Annotated in this window: 14 protein-coding genes; 12 read left to right on the forward strand and 2 right to left on the reverse strand. The window is 39.4% G+C overall.

Annotated elements, in window-relative coordinates:
* The first annotated feature begins 346 nt into the window (after positions 1–346).
* The 4 genes from BM266_RS06940 to BM266_RS06955 all read left to right on the forward strand — a co-directional run bounded on the left by BM266_RS06940 (position 347) and on the right by BM266_RS06955 (position 5959).
* On the forward strand, positions 347–1102 hold the full coding sequence (locus BM266_RS06940; RefSeq protein ID WP_093407599.1) for a 3-keto-disaccharide hydrolase: 756 nt from the start codon (positions 347–349) through the stop codon (positions 1100–1102).
* Between the two features lie 3 nt (positions 1103–1105).
* Positions 1106–1699, forward strand: coding sequence for a 3-keto-disaccharide hydrolase (locus BM266_RS06945; RefSeq protein ID WP_093407602.1), 594 nt, complete (start codon positions 1106–1108; stop codon positions 1697–1699).
* Positions 1700–1941: 242 nt separating this feature from the next.
* On the forward strand, positions 1942–3735 hold the full coding sequence (gene uvrC / locus BM266_RS06950) for an excinuclease ABC subunit UvrC (RefSeq protein WP_093407604.1): 1794 nt from the start codon (positions 1942–1944) through the stop codon (positions 3733–3735).
* 1 nt (position 3736) lies between these two features.
* Positions 3737–5959, forward strand: a complete 2223-nt coding sequence (locus tag BM266_RS06955) for a patatin-like phospholipase family protein (protein WP_093407937.1) — start codon at positions 3737–3739, stop codon at positions 5957–5959.
* Here the strand turns inward: BM266_RS06955 and BM266_RS06960 are convergent.
* Positions 5942–6952: an LLM class flavin-dependent oxidoreductase gene (locus tag BM266_RS06960; RefSeq protein WP_093407934.1), complete on the reverse strand. Its 1011-nt coding sequence runs from the start codon at positions 6950–6952 to the stop codon at positions 5942–5944. The two genes, BM266_RS06955 and BM266_RS06960, sit on opposite strands and share 18 nt — an antisense overlap.
* A gap of 182 nt (positions 6953–7134) precedes the next feature.
* Here BM266_RS06960 and BM266_RS06965 point away from each other — a divergent pair, with 182 nt between their 5' ends.
* From BM266_RS06965 to BM266_RS07000, 8 genes are all read left to right on the forward strand, one after another.
* Positions 7135–8292, forward strand: a complete 1158-nt coding sequence (locus BM266_RS06965; RefSeq protein ID WP_093407607.1) for a homogentisate 1,2-dioxygenase — start codon at positions 7135–7137, stop codon at positions 8290–8292.
* A gap of 31 nt (positions 8293–8323) precedes the next feature.
* A complete protein-coding gene (gene hppD / locus BM266_RS06970; RefSeq protein ID WP_093407609.1) occupies positions 8324–9466 on the forward strand; it encodes a 4-hydroxyphenylpyruvate dioxygenase in 1143 nt (380 codons plus the stop codon).
* Between the two features lie 303 nt (positions 9467–9769).
* The gene (locus BM266_RS06975; RefSeq protein ID WP_093407612.1) at positions 9770–10546 is read left to right on the forward strand and encodes a DUF3108 domain-containing protein; all 777 of its coding nucleotides are present in this window, start codon (positions 9770–9772) and stop codon (positions 10544–10546) included.
* A gap of 1 nt (position 10547) precedes the next feature.
* Entirely contained in the window at positions 10548–11513 is a 966-nt protein-coding gene (locus BM266_RS06980; protein WP_093407614.1) for a tryptophan 2,3-dioxygenase family protein, read from the forward strand.
* Between the two features lie 5 nt (positions 11514–11518).
* Positions 11519–12751: a peptidoglycan DD-metalloendopeptidase family protein gene (locus BM266_RS06985; protein ID WP_175494773.1), complete on the forward strand. Its 1233-nt coding sequence runs from the start codon at positions 11519–11521 to the stop codon at positions 12749–12751.
* Between the two features lie 117 nt (positions 12752–12868).
* Positions 12869–14500, forward strand: a complete 1632-nt coding sequence (pgi, locus tag BM266_RS06990; protein ID WP_093407617.1) for a glucose-6-phosphate isomerase — start codon at positions 12869–12871, stop codon at positions 14498–14500.
* A gap of 186 nt (positions 14501–14686) precedes the next feature.
* Positions 14687–17311 (forward strand): TonB-dependent receptor, encoded by a 2625-nt coding sequence (locus BM266_RS06995; protein WP_093407619.1) that lies wholly within the window; start codon positions 14687–14689, stop codon positions 17309–17311.
* Between the two features lie 85 nt (positions 17312–17396).
* On the forward strand, positions 17397–17834 hold the full coding sequence (locus BM266_RS07000) for a hypothetical protein (RefSeq protein WP_093407622.1): 438 nt from the start codon (positions 17397–17399) through the stop codon (positions 17832–17834).
* Positions 17835–17837: 3 nt separating this feature from the next.
* On the opposite strand, the gene BM266_RS07005 is transcribed toward BM266_RS07000, so the two are convergent.
* The gene (locus BM266_RS07005; protein ID WP_394333120.1) at positions 17838–18902 is read right to left on the reverse strand and encodes an endonuclease/exonuclease/phosphatase family protein; all 1065 of its coding nucleotides are present in this window, start codon (positions 18900–18902) and stop codon (positions 17838–17840) included.
* Positions 18903–18913 lie beyond the last annotated feature (11 nt).

Below are 18913 nucleotides of genomic sequence, written 5' to 3' on the forward strand. Positions count from 1 at the left end.
TGGTCACCTTAGAAAACTGGGATTTGATGTAAGGCTCACCCCGGTAGCCTAAAGATAAACCTGGAGCTCGTTTTTTTTACTAGGAAATTAAACCTGTGTATGAAATTGAGTCGAAAACTGGATAAGCACAAACACTTGTCGTAAAGAAAGGTAGCAATACCTTTTGGAAGCACGCATATGAAAATTTACATCTTTCTTATCCTTTTATAATCACGTACCTCTTAAATATAGATAAACCATTAAAATTGGGCCTATGGCACACTTTAATTAGTGAAAACCGATAATAGAGCAGCAAGCCCTACGGGAAGTTTTGGCCCCAATTGAAGAAATTTAAAATAAAACACATATGAAAAAAATTATTTTAAGTGTTTTTGCGGTCTCAGCAATGATGGCCTGTAAAAATTCTTCTGAAAATTCAGAAAATAAATCGGAAGTGAAAACAGAAGAAAAGAATGAACAAGCAAGTCAGGATGGAGATTGGCAATATCTCTTTGACGGCCAGGATGCTGATGGCTGGCGGGCATATAATGGGGAAGATGGAGAAGGTCTTCCTGAGGGGTGGATTATAGAAGATGGCACTTTGAAGTCTCTTGGTAAGGGAGGCGATATTGGTGGAGACATAGTTTATGAGGAGGAAGAATTTGGAGAATTTGAACTTTATCTCGAGTGGAAGATTTCTCCTGAAGGAAATAGTGGTGTTTTTTACCACGTGATAGAGGATGAAAAATATGATGCGCCTTACTTCACCGCTCCTGAATACCAGATTATAGATCAACTTGGTTTTCCTCAGGAGCTGGAGTCCTGGCAATCTATTGGTGGAGATTATGGAATGTATGATCCTGAATATAATGAAGATGATCTAAAAGAAATTGGGGAATGGAATTCCAGCAGAATCAGATTTACCAACGAGAAAGTTACCTACTGGTTAAATGGCGAGAAAACGCTTGAATTTGAGCCCTGGTCTGAAGATTGGCAGAAAAGAAAGGAAGAAGGAAAGTGGAAAGACTTCCCGGACTACGGAAAAGCAAAATCCGGACTGATTGGCCTGCAGGATCACGGCAGTTTTACATGGTTTAGAAATATAAAAATCAAAGAACTTTAAAAGATGAAGAATACAGGAATTTTATTGGCTCTTCTATTTGTAGCCTTAGTGGGCTGTAAATCGGAGTCCAATCTTTTTAATGGAAAAGACCTTGATGGATGGCAAGTTTATGGTACCGAAAAATGGTATGTGGAAGATGGTTTATTGGTTTCCGAGAGCGGCCCGGATGCCGAATACGGATACCTCGCAACCGATAAGAATTATAAAGATTTTGAATTGGAACTGGAGTTCCTGCAGGAAGCTGATGGAAACAGCGGAGTCTTTTTTCGTTCCGATATTGAAGGCACAAAAATTTCAGGTTGGCAGGTTGAAGTTGCACCACCAGATTTACATACAGGCGGTGTCTATGAATCCTATGGGAGAGGATGGCTTATTAAACCCGAGGCTGACAAGGAAAATGTTCTCAATTATGGAGATTGGAATAAGATGAAAATAAGAGTTGAGGGTGATAAAGTTCAAACCTGGCTCAATGGGGAGGAAATGGTTAATTTTTCTGATGAAAAAATTGGTGAGGCTAATGGGAAAATAGCCCTGCAAATCCACGATGGAGGTGGCATAAAAGTATCTTGGAGGAATATAAAGATCAGAGAATTATAGGAACAGTAAATTATAACTACAAGATTAAATCGGTGATTAAGTAATCGTTAGTTGTTCGGAAGCGCCTGTTTAAAGACAGGCGTTTTCATTTAATACATCCAAACCTATTCAGGCTTAAATGGTTTTTTTCTTTGAATTTGATAGGAAAATCTTTCTTATCGAATGAAAATATCGTTTTTAAGGAGTACCCAAACAATTCCAAATTGCAGGTGTGAAACTTAAAAAACTATACCTTTGGGGTAATGGAAACGCCCGCTTTAGATCTTCAGCTTAAAATCTTACCTAATAGTCCTGGAGTTTATCAGTATTTTGATAAAAACGGGAGAATACTCTATGTAGGTAAAGCTAAGAACTTAAAGAAACGCGTTACTTCGTATTTTACCAAACGCCACGATAGTCATAGAATTGGGGTGATGGTAAAGAAGATTCACGAGATAAGGCATATAGTTGTCGCTTCAGAGACCGATGCACTTTTGCTGGAAAATAATCTTATCAAGAAACATCAGCCGCGTTTTAATGTGATGCTGAAGGACGATAAAACATACCCCTGGATCTGCATTAAAAATGAACGTTTTCCACGTGTATTTCCCACCCGAAAACTCATAAAAGACGGTAGTGAATATTACGGTCCCTTCACCAGTTTCAAAACGGTAAACACCCTGCTCGAGCTCATAAAAGGACTTTATAAGTTGCGCACCTGTAATTATGATCTTGCCGAGGATAAAATAAGAGCGGGGAAATATAAACTTTGCCTGGAATATCACCTAGGAAATTGCAAAGGGCCATGCGAGGGCTTGCAGGCAGAAGCAGAATATAATAAAAACATCGAGGCCATACGTCAGATCGTAAAGGGTGACTTCAAAGATTCGTTGCATAAGTTCAGAGAGCAAATGAAAGAGCACGCCGATAAGATGGAATTTGAGGATGCGCAGCTGATAAAAAATAAAATTGATGTCCTCAAAAATTATCAGTCTAAATCTACGGTGGTCAACCCGAAGATAAGTGATGTGGATGTCTTCTCCATTGTAAGCGATGAAGGTTATGGATATGTAAATTTCCTTCAGCTCTCCCATGGCGCGATTATCAGGAGTCATACCATTGAGATGAAGAAAAAACTGGACGAAAGCGACCCTGAGTTGCTGGAACTGGCAATTACTGAGATAAGACAACGTTTTAATTCTAATTCAAAAGAGATTTATGTGCCTTTTAAGGTTGAAGCCGGAGAAAATGTAAAGATTACTGTTCCAAAACTGGGCGATAAAAAGAAGATTGTAGAGCTTTCTCAGCGGAATGCAAAATATTACAGGCAAGAACGGTTTAAACAGATGAAGATTGTAGACCCAGACAGGCACGTGAATCGAGTGATGGCCCAGATGAAAGAAGATTTAAGGCTCCATGAAGAACCAAGGCATATAGAATGTTTTGATAATTCTAATATCCAGGGAAGTAATCCTGTGGCGGCTTGTGTAGTCTTTAAAAACGGAAAGCCCAGTAAAAAAGATTATCGTAAATTTAATATCAAAACAGTGGAAGGCCCCGATGATTTTGCTTCGATGGAGGAGGTGGTCTTCAGGCGCTACCTTCGCTTGTTGAATGAAGGAGAGCCATTGCCTCAGTTAATAATAGTAGATGGTGGGAAAGGGCAGTTATCTTCAGGAGTAAAAGCCCTGGACAGACTTGGTCTGCGGGGAAAGATCGCCATAATCGGAATCGCAAAACGCCTGGAGGAATTATTTTATCCCGGGGATTCAATTCCGCTTTATTTGGATAAAAAATCTGAAACGCTAAAGATAATTCAGCAATTGCGAAATGAGGCGCACCGGTTTGGGATCACCTTCCATAGAAATAAAAGAAGTAAAGCCGCTCTTAATACCGAACTTGAACAAATTTCGGGAATTGGGGAAAAGACTGTAGTGGAATTATTAAAACATTTCAGATCGGTTAAAAGAATTAAAGAAGCCTCACAAAAAGATTTAAGTGAGGTGATAGGCAATGCCAAAGCTGCAATTATTTATCAGCATTATCATGCATCTTAATATGAAAAAAGTCCTCTTTATATTTATGGTACTCTGGTCTTTCCTGGGAAAAGCACAGGAAGAAGACTTAAAAGTAGGTCTTGTACTTAGTGGAGGCGGCGCCAAGGGGCTCGCCCATATTGGAACGCTCAAAGTCTTGGAAGAAGCCGGAGTTCGCATAGATTATATTGGAGGAAGCAGTATGGGGGCGATTATTGGGGGGCTTTATGCTTCAGGGTATTCGGCTGACGAATTGGATTCTATATTTCACGAAACTAATTTTAATATTCTTATCCAGGATAACCTTCCGCGTGATGCCAAAACCTTCTATGAAAAAGAAGATTCAGAAAAATATGCCTTAACTCTACCCTTTGATCGATTTAAGATAGGTTTGCCTTCAGGCCTTTCCCGAGGTCAAAATATTTATAATTTAATGTCCCAACTTACCATGCATCTGGGAAATGTAAATGATTTCAGCGAATTGCCTATCCCGTTTTTTTGCATAGCTGCCGATGTGGAAACCGGGGAGGAGGTTATCCTCGATGAAGGTTCCCTGGCTCAGGCGGTCTCGGCCAGTGGTGCGATTCCTTCTATATTCAGTCCGGTTAAAATAGGGGATCGCTTACTCACCGATGGAGGTGTGGCCAATAATTACCCGGTGGAGGAGCTGCGAAGGCGTGGTGCTGAATTCGTTATTGGTGTTGATGTACAGGACAGTTTAATGGATCGCTCTGAGCTAAAAGGAGTTTTTGATATTCTTACCCAGATTAGCAATTTCAGGACGATAAACGATATGAGGGAGAAGATCCCGAAAACCGATATCTATATTAAACCAGATATCTCTAAATTTTCTGTTCTCTCTTTCGATAAGGGGAAGGAGATTATAGACTCGGGGAGGGTGGCTAGTGAGAAAAGGATTGATGATTTAAAGGAGGTTTCTAAAAGGCAGAAGCCTCGCGATTCAGAATTTATGATTCCTCGTATTGATACCCTACAAATTAGTACTCTCACCCTGGAGGGCAACAACAATTATCCCAGGGAATATATTATGGGAAAACTCCGCCTTAACTATTTTACCAAATTCACTTTTGAAGACCTCAATAATGGTATTAACAACCTTTCGGCTACAGGAAATTTCAATCGGATAAACTATCGGTTAATTCCGAATGAAGACGATAGATTTTTTACCCTAGCCATGCAAATCGAAGAGAGTCAGAATAAGACTTTTCTCAGACTGGGAGTACATTTTGACGAATTATACCGGAGTGCCGCTTTAGTGAACGTTACCCATAAAAGTTTGCTTTTTACCAACGACGTCACTTCCCTCGATGTTATTGTGGGCGATAACTTCAGATACAATTTCGACTATTATCTGGATAAGGGGTATTACTGGAGTTTGGGAATACATTCCCGATATAATAAATTCAGTGATGATATTTCTTTTGATTTTGCGCGGCAAAATGCCGGTCTGGAAGACCAAGCGGTGAGTAGGCTGAATATTGATCACATCGATTTCACCAATCAGATATATTTTGAAACCACCTTTAAACAGGTTTTTTCCTTCGGAATTGGAGCGGAACATAAATTTCTAAAAATAAAAACCGAAACCCTGGAAAGCAGTTCTGCCCAGATTCCGGATAATGTTTTTGAAAACAGCCATTTCCTGAGTGGTTTTGGGAATTTAAGGTTTGATTCCTACGATAATAAATACTTCCCGTCTACAGGTTTTTATTTAAACAGCGATTTCCATCTTTACCTGTATTCGTCAGATTATAACAAGAATTTCTCTGAATTTTCAATCGCAAAAGGTGAAATTGGCTACGCGGTAACGCCTTTAAATAAATTATCCCTTAGGCTTAAAGGTTCGGCTGGGTTGAAAATTGGTAACGATAATACCAATACCCTGGATTTCTTTCTTGGAGGTTATGGTAATAACCTGATCAATAATTTTGAGCCTTTTCTGGGGTATGATTTTATAAGTATTTCAGGGGACAGTTATATCAAAGCTCTGGCGGAACTTGATTATGAGTTTACAAGAGGACATCACCTGATTGGCAGCGCAAATTATGCCAACGTAGGAAACAGGCTTTATTCCACCGGGGAGTGGTTTTCTGGCCCTGATTTTTCTGGCTATGCCCTGGGCTATGGGTTCGAGTCTTTTATTGGCCCCCTCGAGATAAAATACACCTGGTCTCCCGAATCACAATCCAGTACCTGGTTCTTTAACTTAGGATTCTGGTTTTAGATCAAAAGCTTCGGCTACCAGTTCAAAAGATCTCAAGCGCAACTCCTTTGAATAACTCATTGTAGAAATCATTACTTCGTCTACTTCAAAATCGGCAGCAAGTTCTTCCAATGGTGTTTTTACAGATTCTTTGGTGCCTGAAACAATTCTTCCCGAATTTCGCTGCAGCAATTCTCTTTCTCCTTCACTGAATTCATATTTTTTTATTTCTGAAAACTCCGGGTAATTCTGAAAGTTTCCTCGTTCAAACTGAAGCAGGATATATTCGATGTATTTCCGCATATTGGCAGCGATCTCTTCGGTTTCACCACACATCAAAAATACAGACACAAAAGCCTTTGGGGATTTGAAGGTCTCTGATGCTTTAAAAAGTTTGCGATATTCCTTAACCACTTCAGGAGAAACCAGTCCGTTAATGAATTTGGCTACAGACAGGCCCATCCCCATTTCAGCGGCAATTTTCGCGCTGCCACCACTAGAACTCAGGATCCATTGCTGTGGTATGGAATTCACTTGTGGGATAGCATATACTTTGCCTTTTTCAGTTCCGGCGGTGTCGGTGAAAAAATGCTGGAGATGTTCAAGCTGGGTTAAATAGTCTTCCTCTTTAAAAGTGTTGGAGGGATTTAAAAGGTAAGCGCTTACGCGGTCTCCTCCCGGAGCTCGTCCCATCCCTAAATCGATACGGTTTGGATAGAGCGCTTCCAGGGTTCTGAAATTTTCGGCAACCTTAAAAGCGCTGTGATTGGGGAGCATAATCCCACCGGAACCAAGTCTGATCTTTTGAGTTTCAGCGCCAAGCCTGCTTAAAAGCAATTCGGGAGCCGAGCCGGCGATAAATTTTGAGTTGTGGTGTTCAGAAAGCCAAAATCTGTGAAACCCTAGTTTATCGGCAAGTTTTGCGGTTTCTATAGTTTCCTGTAAAGCTTCTTGTGGGGTGGCACCGGTTCTAACAATTGATTGGTCGAGTATGCTGAGTTTAATTTTTGTCATATTCATATATAGTTAATCGAAAGGGATTAATGTTCATTACAAATTGCTTCCAGGATTTAGTGATGTTTTAAGAATGTTTAGTGTAAAATTCCCGATATTTGTTTTTAAGTGAAATTAAGGCCTAAAAAGTAGTAAATTCTCAATTTTCTTTATAAAATTGGGAGGCCTAAAAAAACAAGAATATGCCTTTTTATCATAAACTCGGTAAAATTCCTCACAAACGTCATACGGTTTTCAAAAAACCAGATGGTAGCCTTTACTACGAGCAGCTTTTTGGAACTATTGGATTTGACGGGATGTCGTCTAACCTGTACCATGAACACCGCCCAACACAGGTAAAGGAAATAAAAGGAAGTTATAGTGTAAAACCAAAGATCGCTACAGAAAATAATATTAAATCCTATCGTTTTAAAGGGTTTCAGATCATGCCGCATCCTGATTATCTCGAAAGCAGGAAGGTGGTGCTTACCAATAGTGATGTGGATATTACCCTTGCTTCTCCGCAGGGTTCTACAGATGATTATTTTTACAAGAATGCCGATTCCGATGAATTGTTATTCATTCATAAAGGAACTGGAAAACTAAGAACACATCTTGGAAACCTGGATTTCAAATACGGGGATTATTTATTGATTCCACGGGGAACCATTTATAAGATCGATTTTGACGATGAGGATAATCGCTTGTTCATTGTAGAATCAAGAAGACCTATTTATACTCCAAAAAGATACAGGAACTGGTTCGGGCAATTACTGGAGCATTCTCCATTTTGTGAAAGAGACCTCAGGCAGCCTTACGAATTGGAAACCAATGATGAGAAAGGAGATTTTCTCATAAAAGTAAAAAAACAGGGAGAGATCTTTGATATGGTCTATGCTACACATCCTTTTGATGTGGTAGGTTACGATGGGTATAACTACCCTTACGCCTTCAGCATTCATGATTTTGAACCAATTACGGGAAGAATTCACCAGCCGCCACCGGTTCACCAAACCTTTGAAACCGATGCTTTTGTGGTATGCAGTTTCTGCCCGAGAAAATACGACTATCATCCTGATGCAATTCCGGCACCCTATTCTCACAGTAACATAGATAGTGATGAGGTTCTCTATTATGTAGATGGGGATTTTATGAGCCGAAATGATATTGAGGCGGGGCACATTTCCCTGCATCCTGCCGGAATCCCGCACGGGCCGCATCCGGGAGCTGTAGAAAGGAGTATTGGTCAGATAGAAACTGAGGAATTGGCTGTAATGGTAGATACTTTTAAACCATTAAAACTTACCGAAGAGGCGATGAAAATAGCCGATGACAGCTATCATAAGTCCTGGTTAGAGTAGAATTAATTCAAGAATATATAAAAATATTAATATGAGTACCGATAACACATCATTGAAACTGGAAAAAGTAATGCCCGAAGCAGAAGATTTTCTTCCAATTCTGGGCACCGATTTCGTTGAGCTATATGTAGGGAACGCCAAGCAGGCCGCCTATTATTACCAGCACGCCTGGGGATATGAACCGGTGGCCTATTCAGGTTTGGAAACCGGGAGAAAAGACCAGGTTTCTTATGTATTACAACAAGGAAAAATTAGAATCGTTCTGACCTCACCATTAACACCTGGTGGAGATCTTAATGAACACATCAATAAACACGGGGATGGGGTTAAAATGATAGCTCTTTGGGTAGATGATGCCCGAAAAAGCTATGAAGAAACCACCAAAAGAGGCGCGAAATCCTACGTCGAACCTTATGAGCTGGAAGATGAGCAAGGGAAGGCAGTAATTTCCGGGATACATACCTATGGTGAAACCATTCATCTTTTTGTGGAACGAAAAGATTATACCGGTCCGTTTTTACCTGGTTATAAAGCCTATACTTCAAGGGTGGAAACAAAAGAAACCGGTCTGAAATTTATTGACCATATGGTGGGCAATGTAGGCTGGAACGAAATGAACAAATGGGTGGAATTTTATGCCAAAGTAATGGGATTTGCCCAAATGGTTTCTTTTGACGACAAGGATATTTCTACCGATTATACTGCGCTTATGAGTAAAGTTATGAGCAACGGTAATGGAAGAATAAAATTCCCTATCAACGAGCCGGCTGAAGGGAAGAAAAAATCTCAGATCGAAGAATATATAGATTTTTATAACGGGGCAGGAGTGCAGCATATCGCTTTATCTACAGATAATATTATTGAAACCGTAACCGCACTCCGTGATCGTGGAGTAGAATTCCTGTACGTGCCAGAGACTTATTACGACACCCTCCTGGATAGGGTGGGTGAAATAGATGAAGAGCTCGAGCCGTTAAAAGAACTTGGAGTCTTAGTAGATCGTGATGATGAAGGCTACTTGCTGCAAATATTTACCAAGCCTGTTTTAGACCGGCCAACAATGTTTTTTGAGATCATTCAGCGAAAAGGAGCCCAATCTTTCGGGAAAGGAAACTTTAAAGCACTTTTTGAAGCGATTGAGAGAGAGCAGGATTTACGGGGTACATTAAGTTAAGAGGTAATATTTGTCAACTTGTATAATTATTTTGATAAAACCTTAAATTAATCACACCATTTTGGTTAAAGTCTATTTTTTGGTTGTAAATAAAGTGCCATTTGAGGACTTTTGCACTCGCATTTTTTGGAGTGGTTACCAAACAGTGTGATTTATTTTTTCATAATTTAAGTTTTAGTTGGTTAATAAGACAAAAACCTCATCATTAATTTGATGAGGTTTTTTGTTTAATTACATTTGGAATAGAAATTGTAAATATTGGTATTGTAACACGAATTTTACTTTTATCAGGAAGAAAAAGCCATGAAAAAAATATTTGCAATACTCGCCATACTTTTAACCTCCTTTTCTATGGAGGCACAATCACAGCAAGCTTTTGAGGCAGGAGAATGGTTCCGTTTCAGGATTCATTACGGTCCCTTTAATGCCAGTTATGCCACTATGGAGGTTGAGGAAACCACGCTGCGTAATAATCCTGTTTATCATATTAAAGGTCGTGGAAAATCTACCGGGCTACTACATCTCTTTTTTAAGGTGGATGACGATTATCAGACTTTTATCGATAAAAAAGATGGAAAGCCTTATAAATTCATCAGAAAGATTGATGAGGGTGGTTACACCAAAGACCTGGAAATAGACTTCAATCATAACAAAAACCAGGCGCATGTCTTCGATAAAAAGCATGGGAAAAATAACACTTATACTACCCAGGAAAATGTGCACGATATGTTGTCTGCATTTTATTATATTCGCAACAATATTAAGAGTGATGAGCTTAGTCCCGGAGATGAGATGAACCTCAATCTTTTTATAGATGATGAAACTATGAATTTCAAACTTAGGTTTCTTGGTCGCGAGGTGATCAAGACCAAGTTTGGGAAAGTGGCCACCCTGAAGTTCAGGCCTTTAGTGATGGCAGGAAGAGTATTTAAGGAAAAAGAAAGCCTTACTTTTTGGGTTTCTGATGATGCTAATAAATTACCTGTAAAAATTGAAGCAGATCTCAAAGTTGGCTCCCTGGATGCTGATCTGGACGCTTATAAAGGACTAAAACACCCCTTCAGAATAATTGTAGATTAACATGGAAATTAAGCCAGAGATTGCCGAAAGAATAGCTAAACTCGAAGAGAAATTCAGAAATTCAGGGCAGGACCTCGGCTCGTATCTTGACGGATTGTTATACGATAAATACCTTACCTATTGGGATTATATCAATATAGATACCCTTTTAAGTCTTCAAAAAACACTTACTCATTTTCCCGATGAGAAGATTTTTATCTCTTATCACCAAATTACAGAACTATATTTCAAACTGATTATTCATGAGCAAAAGCAAATAATTGAAGCCAAAAATGAAGATGGGGCGTTTTATATTGAAAAATTCCACCGCCTAAATCGATATTTCAGGATATTAACCGATTCTTTTGATGTGATGATCAAAGGAATGGACCGGAAACAATTCCTTAAGTTCAGGATGGCACTATTGCCGGCCAGTGGTTTCCAGTCGGCGCAGTTTAGAATGATCGAGATCTATTCGACACCCCTGGAGAACCTTGTTCCTTTTGAAACCCGGGAGAATTTTTCTGCTGAAAATGGTTTCGAGGAATTACTGGAAAATATCTACTGGAAAAGGGGCGGAATAGACTTTAAAAGCGGAGAGAAAACCCTAACTCTTAAGCAATTCGAAGATCGATATATCGAAAGCTTTTTAAAGCTTGCCCGCGAAGTTGAAGGGAAAACCCTTTATCAAATTTACTTAGATCTTCCGGAAGAGATAAAAAATAATTCGGGATTGATCAATGCAATGCGTAATTTTGACGTTTACGTAAATATTAACTGGCCTCTGATGCATATTGGTGCTGCTTATCGCTATTTGAATAAAGATAACAAGACAATAAAGGCCACCGGAGGTACCAACTGGAAAGAGTTTCTTCCGCCGGGCTTTCAGAAAAACAGCTTTTTTCCTAATTTATGGAGTGAAGAAGAATTTAAAGAATGGGGAAAAGAATGGGTGGAGAATAAGTTTAATACAGAAAAAACAGCTTGAAAAAATTGAAAAAATTTAGTTACCTTATCTTGATATTGCTGGCTGTGACCGCCTGCAATGATGATGTGAAAGATGAAGCCATTAATAAAAATATGGCCAAGGTGAAAGCACCACCGGTAGTGAAGGAATATGGTTTTGTGCTCAACGATTTCGAGGTGGTTGTAGATACGATTGCCAGAGGGGATTTTTTTGGAAGTATCCTTGATAAGCAAGGGGTGAGCCCCGGAAAAGTACATGAGATCTCAGAGAAGGTAAAAGATACTTTTAATCCTGCCAGAATTATAGCCGGAAAAAAATACATTATACTTAAAGATAAAGATTCTGCTCAAACCCCTAAATTCTTTATTTACGAGAACGACAAAATAAACTACACTGTTGTCAACCTTAATGAGCCCGCGGCATATAAAGCAAAACGCCCGGTTACTATAAAGAAGCGGGAAATATCCGGGGTTATTACATCTTCCCTTTCAGAAGCCATGCAAAATCAGGGTTTAAGTAATTTGCTGGTTTATGAACTTTCCAATATTTATCAGTGGAGCATAGATTTCTTTAAACTTCAGAAGGGAGATCAGTTTAAAATGGTTTACGAAGAAAAATATATCGATGACACCATTTTTGCTGGAATCGAAAATGTTGAAGCTGCTGTTTTCAAACATTCTGGAAGACCTTTTTATGCATTCAACTATGAAACTGATTCTATTACCGGAAAGGCCAATTTTTATGATGAAGAAGCTAAGGCCTTGCAGAGCTTTTTCCTGAAAGCCCCCTTAAATTACAGCAGGATTTCCAGCCGGTATACAAAGCGCAGGTTTCATCCTGTACAAAAACGCTGGAAAGCCCATCTTGGGACAGATTATGCTGCAGCAACAGGCACACCTATTGTAAGTACTGCCGATGGGACGGTTATCGCTTCAAGTTACACCTCGGGCAATGGGAATTATGTTAAGGTGCGCCATAACAGTAAATATACCACCCAATATCTTCATATGACAAAGCGAAATGTGCGCAATGGACAGCGGGTTAAGCAGGGAGATATAATTGGTTATGTTGGAAGTACCGGCCTGGCTACAGGACCTCATGTATGTTATCGCTTTTGGGTAAATGGTAGGCAGGTAGATCCCTATCGCCAGAACCTGCCAACTGCAAAACATATTGAAAACGAGCACAAAGAGGCTTACTTCGCTACTATAGATGAGTTGAAACAAAGGCTAGACAGTATTCCTTATCAGGAAATTTAATTCGATCCCAGTCGGGATTCTTAATCTCGGCAATTTTTAAGTTGATTACGAGGCTGACTTCGTATTTTCCTTTTTTAAATTTGCAATTCATTTGAATTTTTAATTAAAATAACTGCTGTGAAAAATATAAATCCAACTCAAACAACTGCCTGGAAGAAATTAGCTGAACATTATAAGGAGGTAAAAAATCTGGAGATAAAGGAGTTGTTCGAAAAAGATCCCGGTCGTGCCTCTGAGTTTACTTTAGAATGGGAAGATTTATATCTGGACTTCAGTAAAAACCGCATTACTTCAAAAACCAGAGGTTTGCTTAATGAGCTTGCCGAGGAGTGCGCTCTTCCTGAAGCTATAGAAGCCTACTTTACCGGAGAAGCAATTAATAGGACAGAAAATCGCCCGGTACTGCATACTGCATTAAGGGCTGCCGAGGATGCCGTAATAGAAGTCGATGGAGAAAATGTAATTTCTGAAGTTCAGGAAGTTAAAAGAAGGATCGAGAAGTTCACCAACTCGGTTATTGATGGGAGTAAAAAAGGTTATACAGGTTTGGCCTTCACCGATGTTGTAAATATCGGGATTGGAGGTTCAGATCTTGGGCCTAGTATGGTTACCGAAGCCTTAAAGCATTATAATAATCATCTTAAGGTACATTTTGTCTCGAATGTGGATGGAGACCATGTTCATGAACTCATTCAGGACCTTAATCCTGAAACCACACTTTTTCTGGTTGTTTCTAAAACCTTTACTACCCAGGAGACAAGGTCTAACGCGACTACTATAAGAAACTGGTTTAGAAAAAAGTCTCCTCAGGAGGCGGTTTCAAAACATTTTGTTGCAGTATCTACGAATATTGAAAAAGTAGAGGAATTCGGAATAGATATTCAGAATGTTTTCCCGATGTGGGATTGGGTTGGTGGTCGTTTCTCCCTTTGGAGTGCCGTAGGCTTGTCTGTTAGCCTTGCCGTAGGCTATAATAATTTTGAAGCCCTTCTGAAAGGAGCTCAGAAGATGGATCGTCATTTCAGAGAAACCGATCTTTCAGAAAATATTCCCGTGCAGCTAGCCATGTTAAGCGTTTGGTATAATAACTTTTTTGATGCTGAAAGCGAAGCTGTAATTCCTTATACTCAATATCTTCATAGATTGCCGGCCTATTTGCAGCAGGCTATCATGGAAAGCAACGGTAAGAGCGTAGACCGTAATGGGAAAAAAGTAGATTATCAAACCGGAACCCTTATTTGGGGAGAACCCGGCACCAACTCCCAGCATGCCTTTTTTCAATTAATTCACCAAGGTACAAAATTGGTCCCTGCAGACTTTATAGGATTTAAGAAAAGTCTTTTTGGTGACACCGATCACCATAATAAACTAATGGCCAATTTCTTCGCTCAAACTGAAGCTCTGCTTCAGGGAAAAACTCCTCAGGAAGTGATAAAGGAACTTGAGGAAAAAGGGATGTCGCGAGAAGCTCTGGAAGAGCTCCTGCCTTTTAAGGTTTTTGAAGGCAATAAACCTACAAATACCGTCTTGTTTGATAAACTCACTCCTGAAAGCCTGGGGAAACTAGTGGCTATGTATGAGCATAAGATCTTTGTTCAAGGCGTGATTTGGAATATCTTCAGTTACGATCAATGGGGTGTGGAATTAGGAAAGCAACTAGCGTCCAATATCCTTGAGGAAATCGAAAATAAACAGCTGAATGATCACGATTCTTCTACTAAAAACCTCTTAAAATTCTTTTTACAATAAAAATAACATAAATGTTAACATTTTCTTAATAGTTTTAATTCCTCTTGAATTAGATACTTGAAAAAGTTTTAATTTTGCGGCGTGAAAGATGCTGAAGTTAAAAATCTTAACATTTAGGTAAACCTGAATATTGAGGATTTAGCTTCTTTTGCGGCGAATATAAAACTCAACAAACAAAAATTAAACATGAGGAAACTATTAGCTTTAGCGTTGTTTTTAACAACTGCTACCATTTTTGCTCAGGGAACCATTACCGGAACGGTGATTGATTCTGAATTGAACAGTCCCTTGCCGGGTGCTACTATTATGGAAGTAGGCACTAATAATGGGACAACTACCGATTTTGATGGAAACTTTAGCCTGGATGTAAATTCGGCTACAGGAAGTATCAGCATTTCATTCGTAGGTTATGAGAAGCAAACCATTAGATTTAATGTTGCTCAGGGTGCGACCCAAGATCTTGGGGAATTTAACCTTAATCCTGATGCGGATGCTCTTTCTGAGGTAATCGTAGTAGGTAGAGGGGTAATTGACCTTGAAGAAGACCGTAGAACTCCAATCGCGGTTTCAACCATTACAAAAGCTGAAATTCAGAAAAAAGCAGCAGGTAACGTGGAATTTCCTGAAATTCTAAAAAACACTCCTTCGGTTTATGTTGCAAACCAGGCAGGTGGGTTTGGAGATTCCCAAATGTTTCTTCGTGGATTTAGCCAAAACAACACTGCATTCCTTTTAAATGGTCAACCTATTAACGGGATGGAAGATGGGAACATGTACTGGTCAAACTGGTCTGGTATTTCAGATATCGCCAATGCTGTACAGGTACAACGTGGACTAGGTTCATCTAAACTTGCTATTTCTTCTGTAGGTGGTACCGTAAACATCGTTACTAAAGCTACTGAAAGAACCGAGGGTGGTTTTGTAAGAGGTATGGTTGGTAATGGTAGCTACCTTAAAGGTACCGTTTCTTACGATACAGGAATTAACGAAAATGGATGGGGTTTTTCTTTCCTTTTAGATCACTGGCAGGGACACAGCAAGTATGCTGATGGAACTAAAGGACAGGGACAGAATTACTTTTTCTCTGTTGGTAAGAAAATGGGAGATCATAACTTTAACTTCCTTCTTACTGGTGCCCCACAGTGGCACGACCAGAATTTCTCTAAGAGCATGGATCTTTATGACGAATATGGTGTAAAATATAACAATAACTATGGTTTCCTTGAAGGGGAATATCTTACCAGCCGTAGAAACTACTATCACAAACCTGTTACGAACTTAAACTGGGACTGGAATATTTCTGAAAAATCAGACCTTTCAACTGTAGTTTACGCTTCGTTTGGTAGAGGTGGTGGAACTGGAACTTACGGAAACGGTCCTAACTATATAGACAATGGCTTAGATTCAAATCCAAGTGGAGCTTTTACTCAGGATGGATTAATCGATTGGGATTTTATCAAGAACGATTATAATGCTTCTATTGAAGGAGGGCTAAGTGAGGGTTACAACGGAACTTTATTAAGAGCTTCTGTGAACAACCACGCCTGGTATGGTGCAGTATCTAACTTTAGCCACGATACCGAAACTGGTTGGGCCTTTAACGTTGGTACCGATTTACGTTGGTACACCGGAGACCACTTCCGTCAACTTACCGATCTTTTAGGACTTCAGGGTAGAATTGAGCCTATGGGTAGCCGTCCTGACGGTTATGTAGTTTCTGAAACTTTTGAAGCTAACCCATGGTCTGCATTATTTGATTATGCCGATGAAGATCAGCGAATCAATTATGACTATTCTGAGGATATTAATTATCAAGGTGGATTTGGTCAGGTTGAATATGCTAATGATATGTTCTCTGTTTTCTTCCAGGGCTCTGTATCTAATCAATCTTACCAAAGAACAGACAGAGGTAACTTTGCTACCGCTAAGACCTCAGAGAAAGTAAATAAAACAGGTTACAACCTTAAGGGTGGTGCATCTTTCAATATCAATGAGCAAAATGTTGTTTTCGCTAATGTTGGTAAGTATTCTCGTCAGCCTTTCCTTGATAACATTTTCCCAAGCTATGCCGATAACACTGAATTGGCCGATCCCGAAGTAGAAAATGAAGAAATCTTTGGTTTGGAAGCTGGTTATAAATTTGAAACAGGTGATTTCCAGGCTAACCTTAACGCCTATTACACCAAATGGGAAAACAGATTCTTAAATGCTTCTGGTGAGTATAATCCAGCTGGAGGTGAAACCGTTCCAGATGCATCTTTCCTTTTTACCAATATCGGGCAGGTTCACCAGGGTCTTGAATTAGACGTAAAATACCGTCCTGTTTATGGTTGGACACTAAAAGGTTATGCAACCATAGGTGATTGGAAATATGAGGGAACTACTCCAATTAGAGTACGAAATAACGATACTAATGCTTTTGTTGATGAGCTGGAAGCTGATCTTACTGATACCAATGTAGGCCTTGCTCCACAATCTTCGTTAGGACTTGGTACTGATGTACAAATCACGGAGAATTTTAGTATGGATATGGATATTAATCATTACGCTAATCTTTATGGATTTGTTGATGTAGAGGATGTGGCTTTCGCTACCCTTGAAGGTGAAACATACCAATCTGAAAAGCTTGAGGCCTACACTCTTGTTGATCTTGGTGCATCTTATAAGTTTAACTTTGGAGGTCAGAATATTCAGTTAAGAGGTAACGTGTATAACTTGTTTGATAACGAGTATATTAACCAAAGAGACCAGTATGGTTACTATTATGGTAATGGTCTTACATGGAACTTCTCTGTAAAGTATAACTTCTAAGAATAACTCTATATATTCTTGAAACCACCCTATTTGGGGTGGTTTTTTTATTTAAAAATGTATATTTACCCTAAAATCAAGCATTATGTATCCAACCATACAATTCATACATTCTTACTGGGCTTATCTGACCTTAATTGTTCTACTCATTGCTGCCGTGAATGCCATTGTTGGCTATACCAGCAACAAGGAATATGGCGCGACCAATTTCAGGCTTGCACTATTTAGCTTGATAACTTCACATATTCAATTGTTAATTGGACTTGTTCTGTATTTTCTGACCCCTTCTTTTCAGGTTCTCATGGAGCAAGGAATGGGCGAAGTGATGAAGAATTCCACTCATAGACTATACCTAGTAGAGCACCCATTAATTATGATAATTGCGGTGGTGCTGATCACCATGGGCTACTCTAAACATAAAACGAAACTCACTTCGAAACCAAAATTTAAGATCCTCGCAATTTTTTATACTATCGCATTAATTTTAATGCTTAGCAGGATACCCTGGAGTGCCTGGTTTTAATTCCTAGTTAACTTCCTTGATTAGATAGATATATACCGGGAAATGGTCACTGTAGCCGCCTACATAGCCTCCGTAGCCATAACTCCGGAAGGGATACCCTTTATATTGCCCGTCTGGGGTATGTAAATAATTTTTGTTGAAGATTCCCGCTTTATAAAACTGGTATTCTGAATAATCTTTTTGAAGAAATCCGCCTGTCATTAATATCTGGTCAAAGAGATTCCAGCCATCACGATAGGCTAAGGTGCCCAGACCTTGTTTCAGCATTTTTTCCATGGGATTATAGATTTCCCTGAAAGCTGTCTCTTCCGGATTAGCTTTAGTTTTTAAAACTTTCTTAAAACTTATGTTGGTGGGATCGTCGTTAAAATCGCCCATACTTATAATTTTAGCATAGGGATCTACCTGAAAAAGGGAATCTATGATCTTTTGGTTTAGTGCAGCGGCTTTTTCTCTTTTGTAACTTCTTCTGGCTTCACCCCCGCTTCTGGAGGGCCAGTGATTTACCATAAAATATACTTTTTCCCCATCCAGCAATCCGCTAACAACTAGTTGATCTCTTGTATAAACCCGTTTTTCCCGATCTACAAAATCGTAAATCATTAGCCGGTGGGATTGGGAATTGGTAAGTTTAAAGATGGATTTCTTATAAATAAGAGCGACGTCAATGCCACGACGGTCGGGCGAATCGTAATGCACGATGCCGTAATTGGAGTTTATAAGGGCCTCCTCATTAAGAAGGTCTTCCAACACCTGCCGGTTTTCCACTTCACAAATGCCTATAATAGTTGGGGAAGTTCCGGTAACATCTGTTCCTATTTCAGCCAGAACTTTAGAGATGTTTTCAAGCTTGTCTTTGTACTTTTCTTCTGTCCAGACATCCTTTCCTTCAGGAGTGCGGTCATCGTCAAAAGTAAAGGGATGGTTTTCGGTATCAAATAAATTCTCCACATTATAAAACGCGATGGTATTAATGTTGAAATTTCGCTTTTCCTGAGCAAAGCAGCAATCAGCAAAAATCAAAAAACATAGATAAGCGGTTATCCCCCGTAATTTTCCCCTAAGCATTTCCTTACAAA

Source organism: Salegentibacter flavus (assembly GCF_900115145.1).
Classification (GTDB): domain Bacteria; phylum Bacteroidota; class Bacteroidia; order Flavobacteriales; family Flavobacteriaceae; genus Salegentibacter; species Salegentibacter flavus.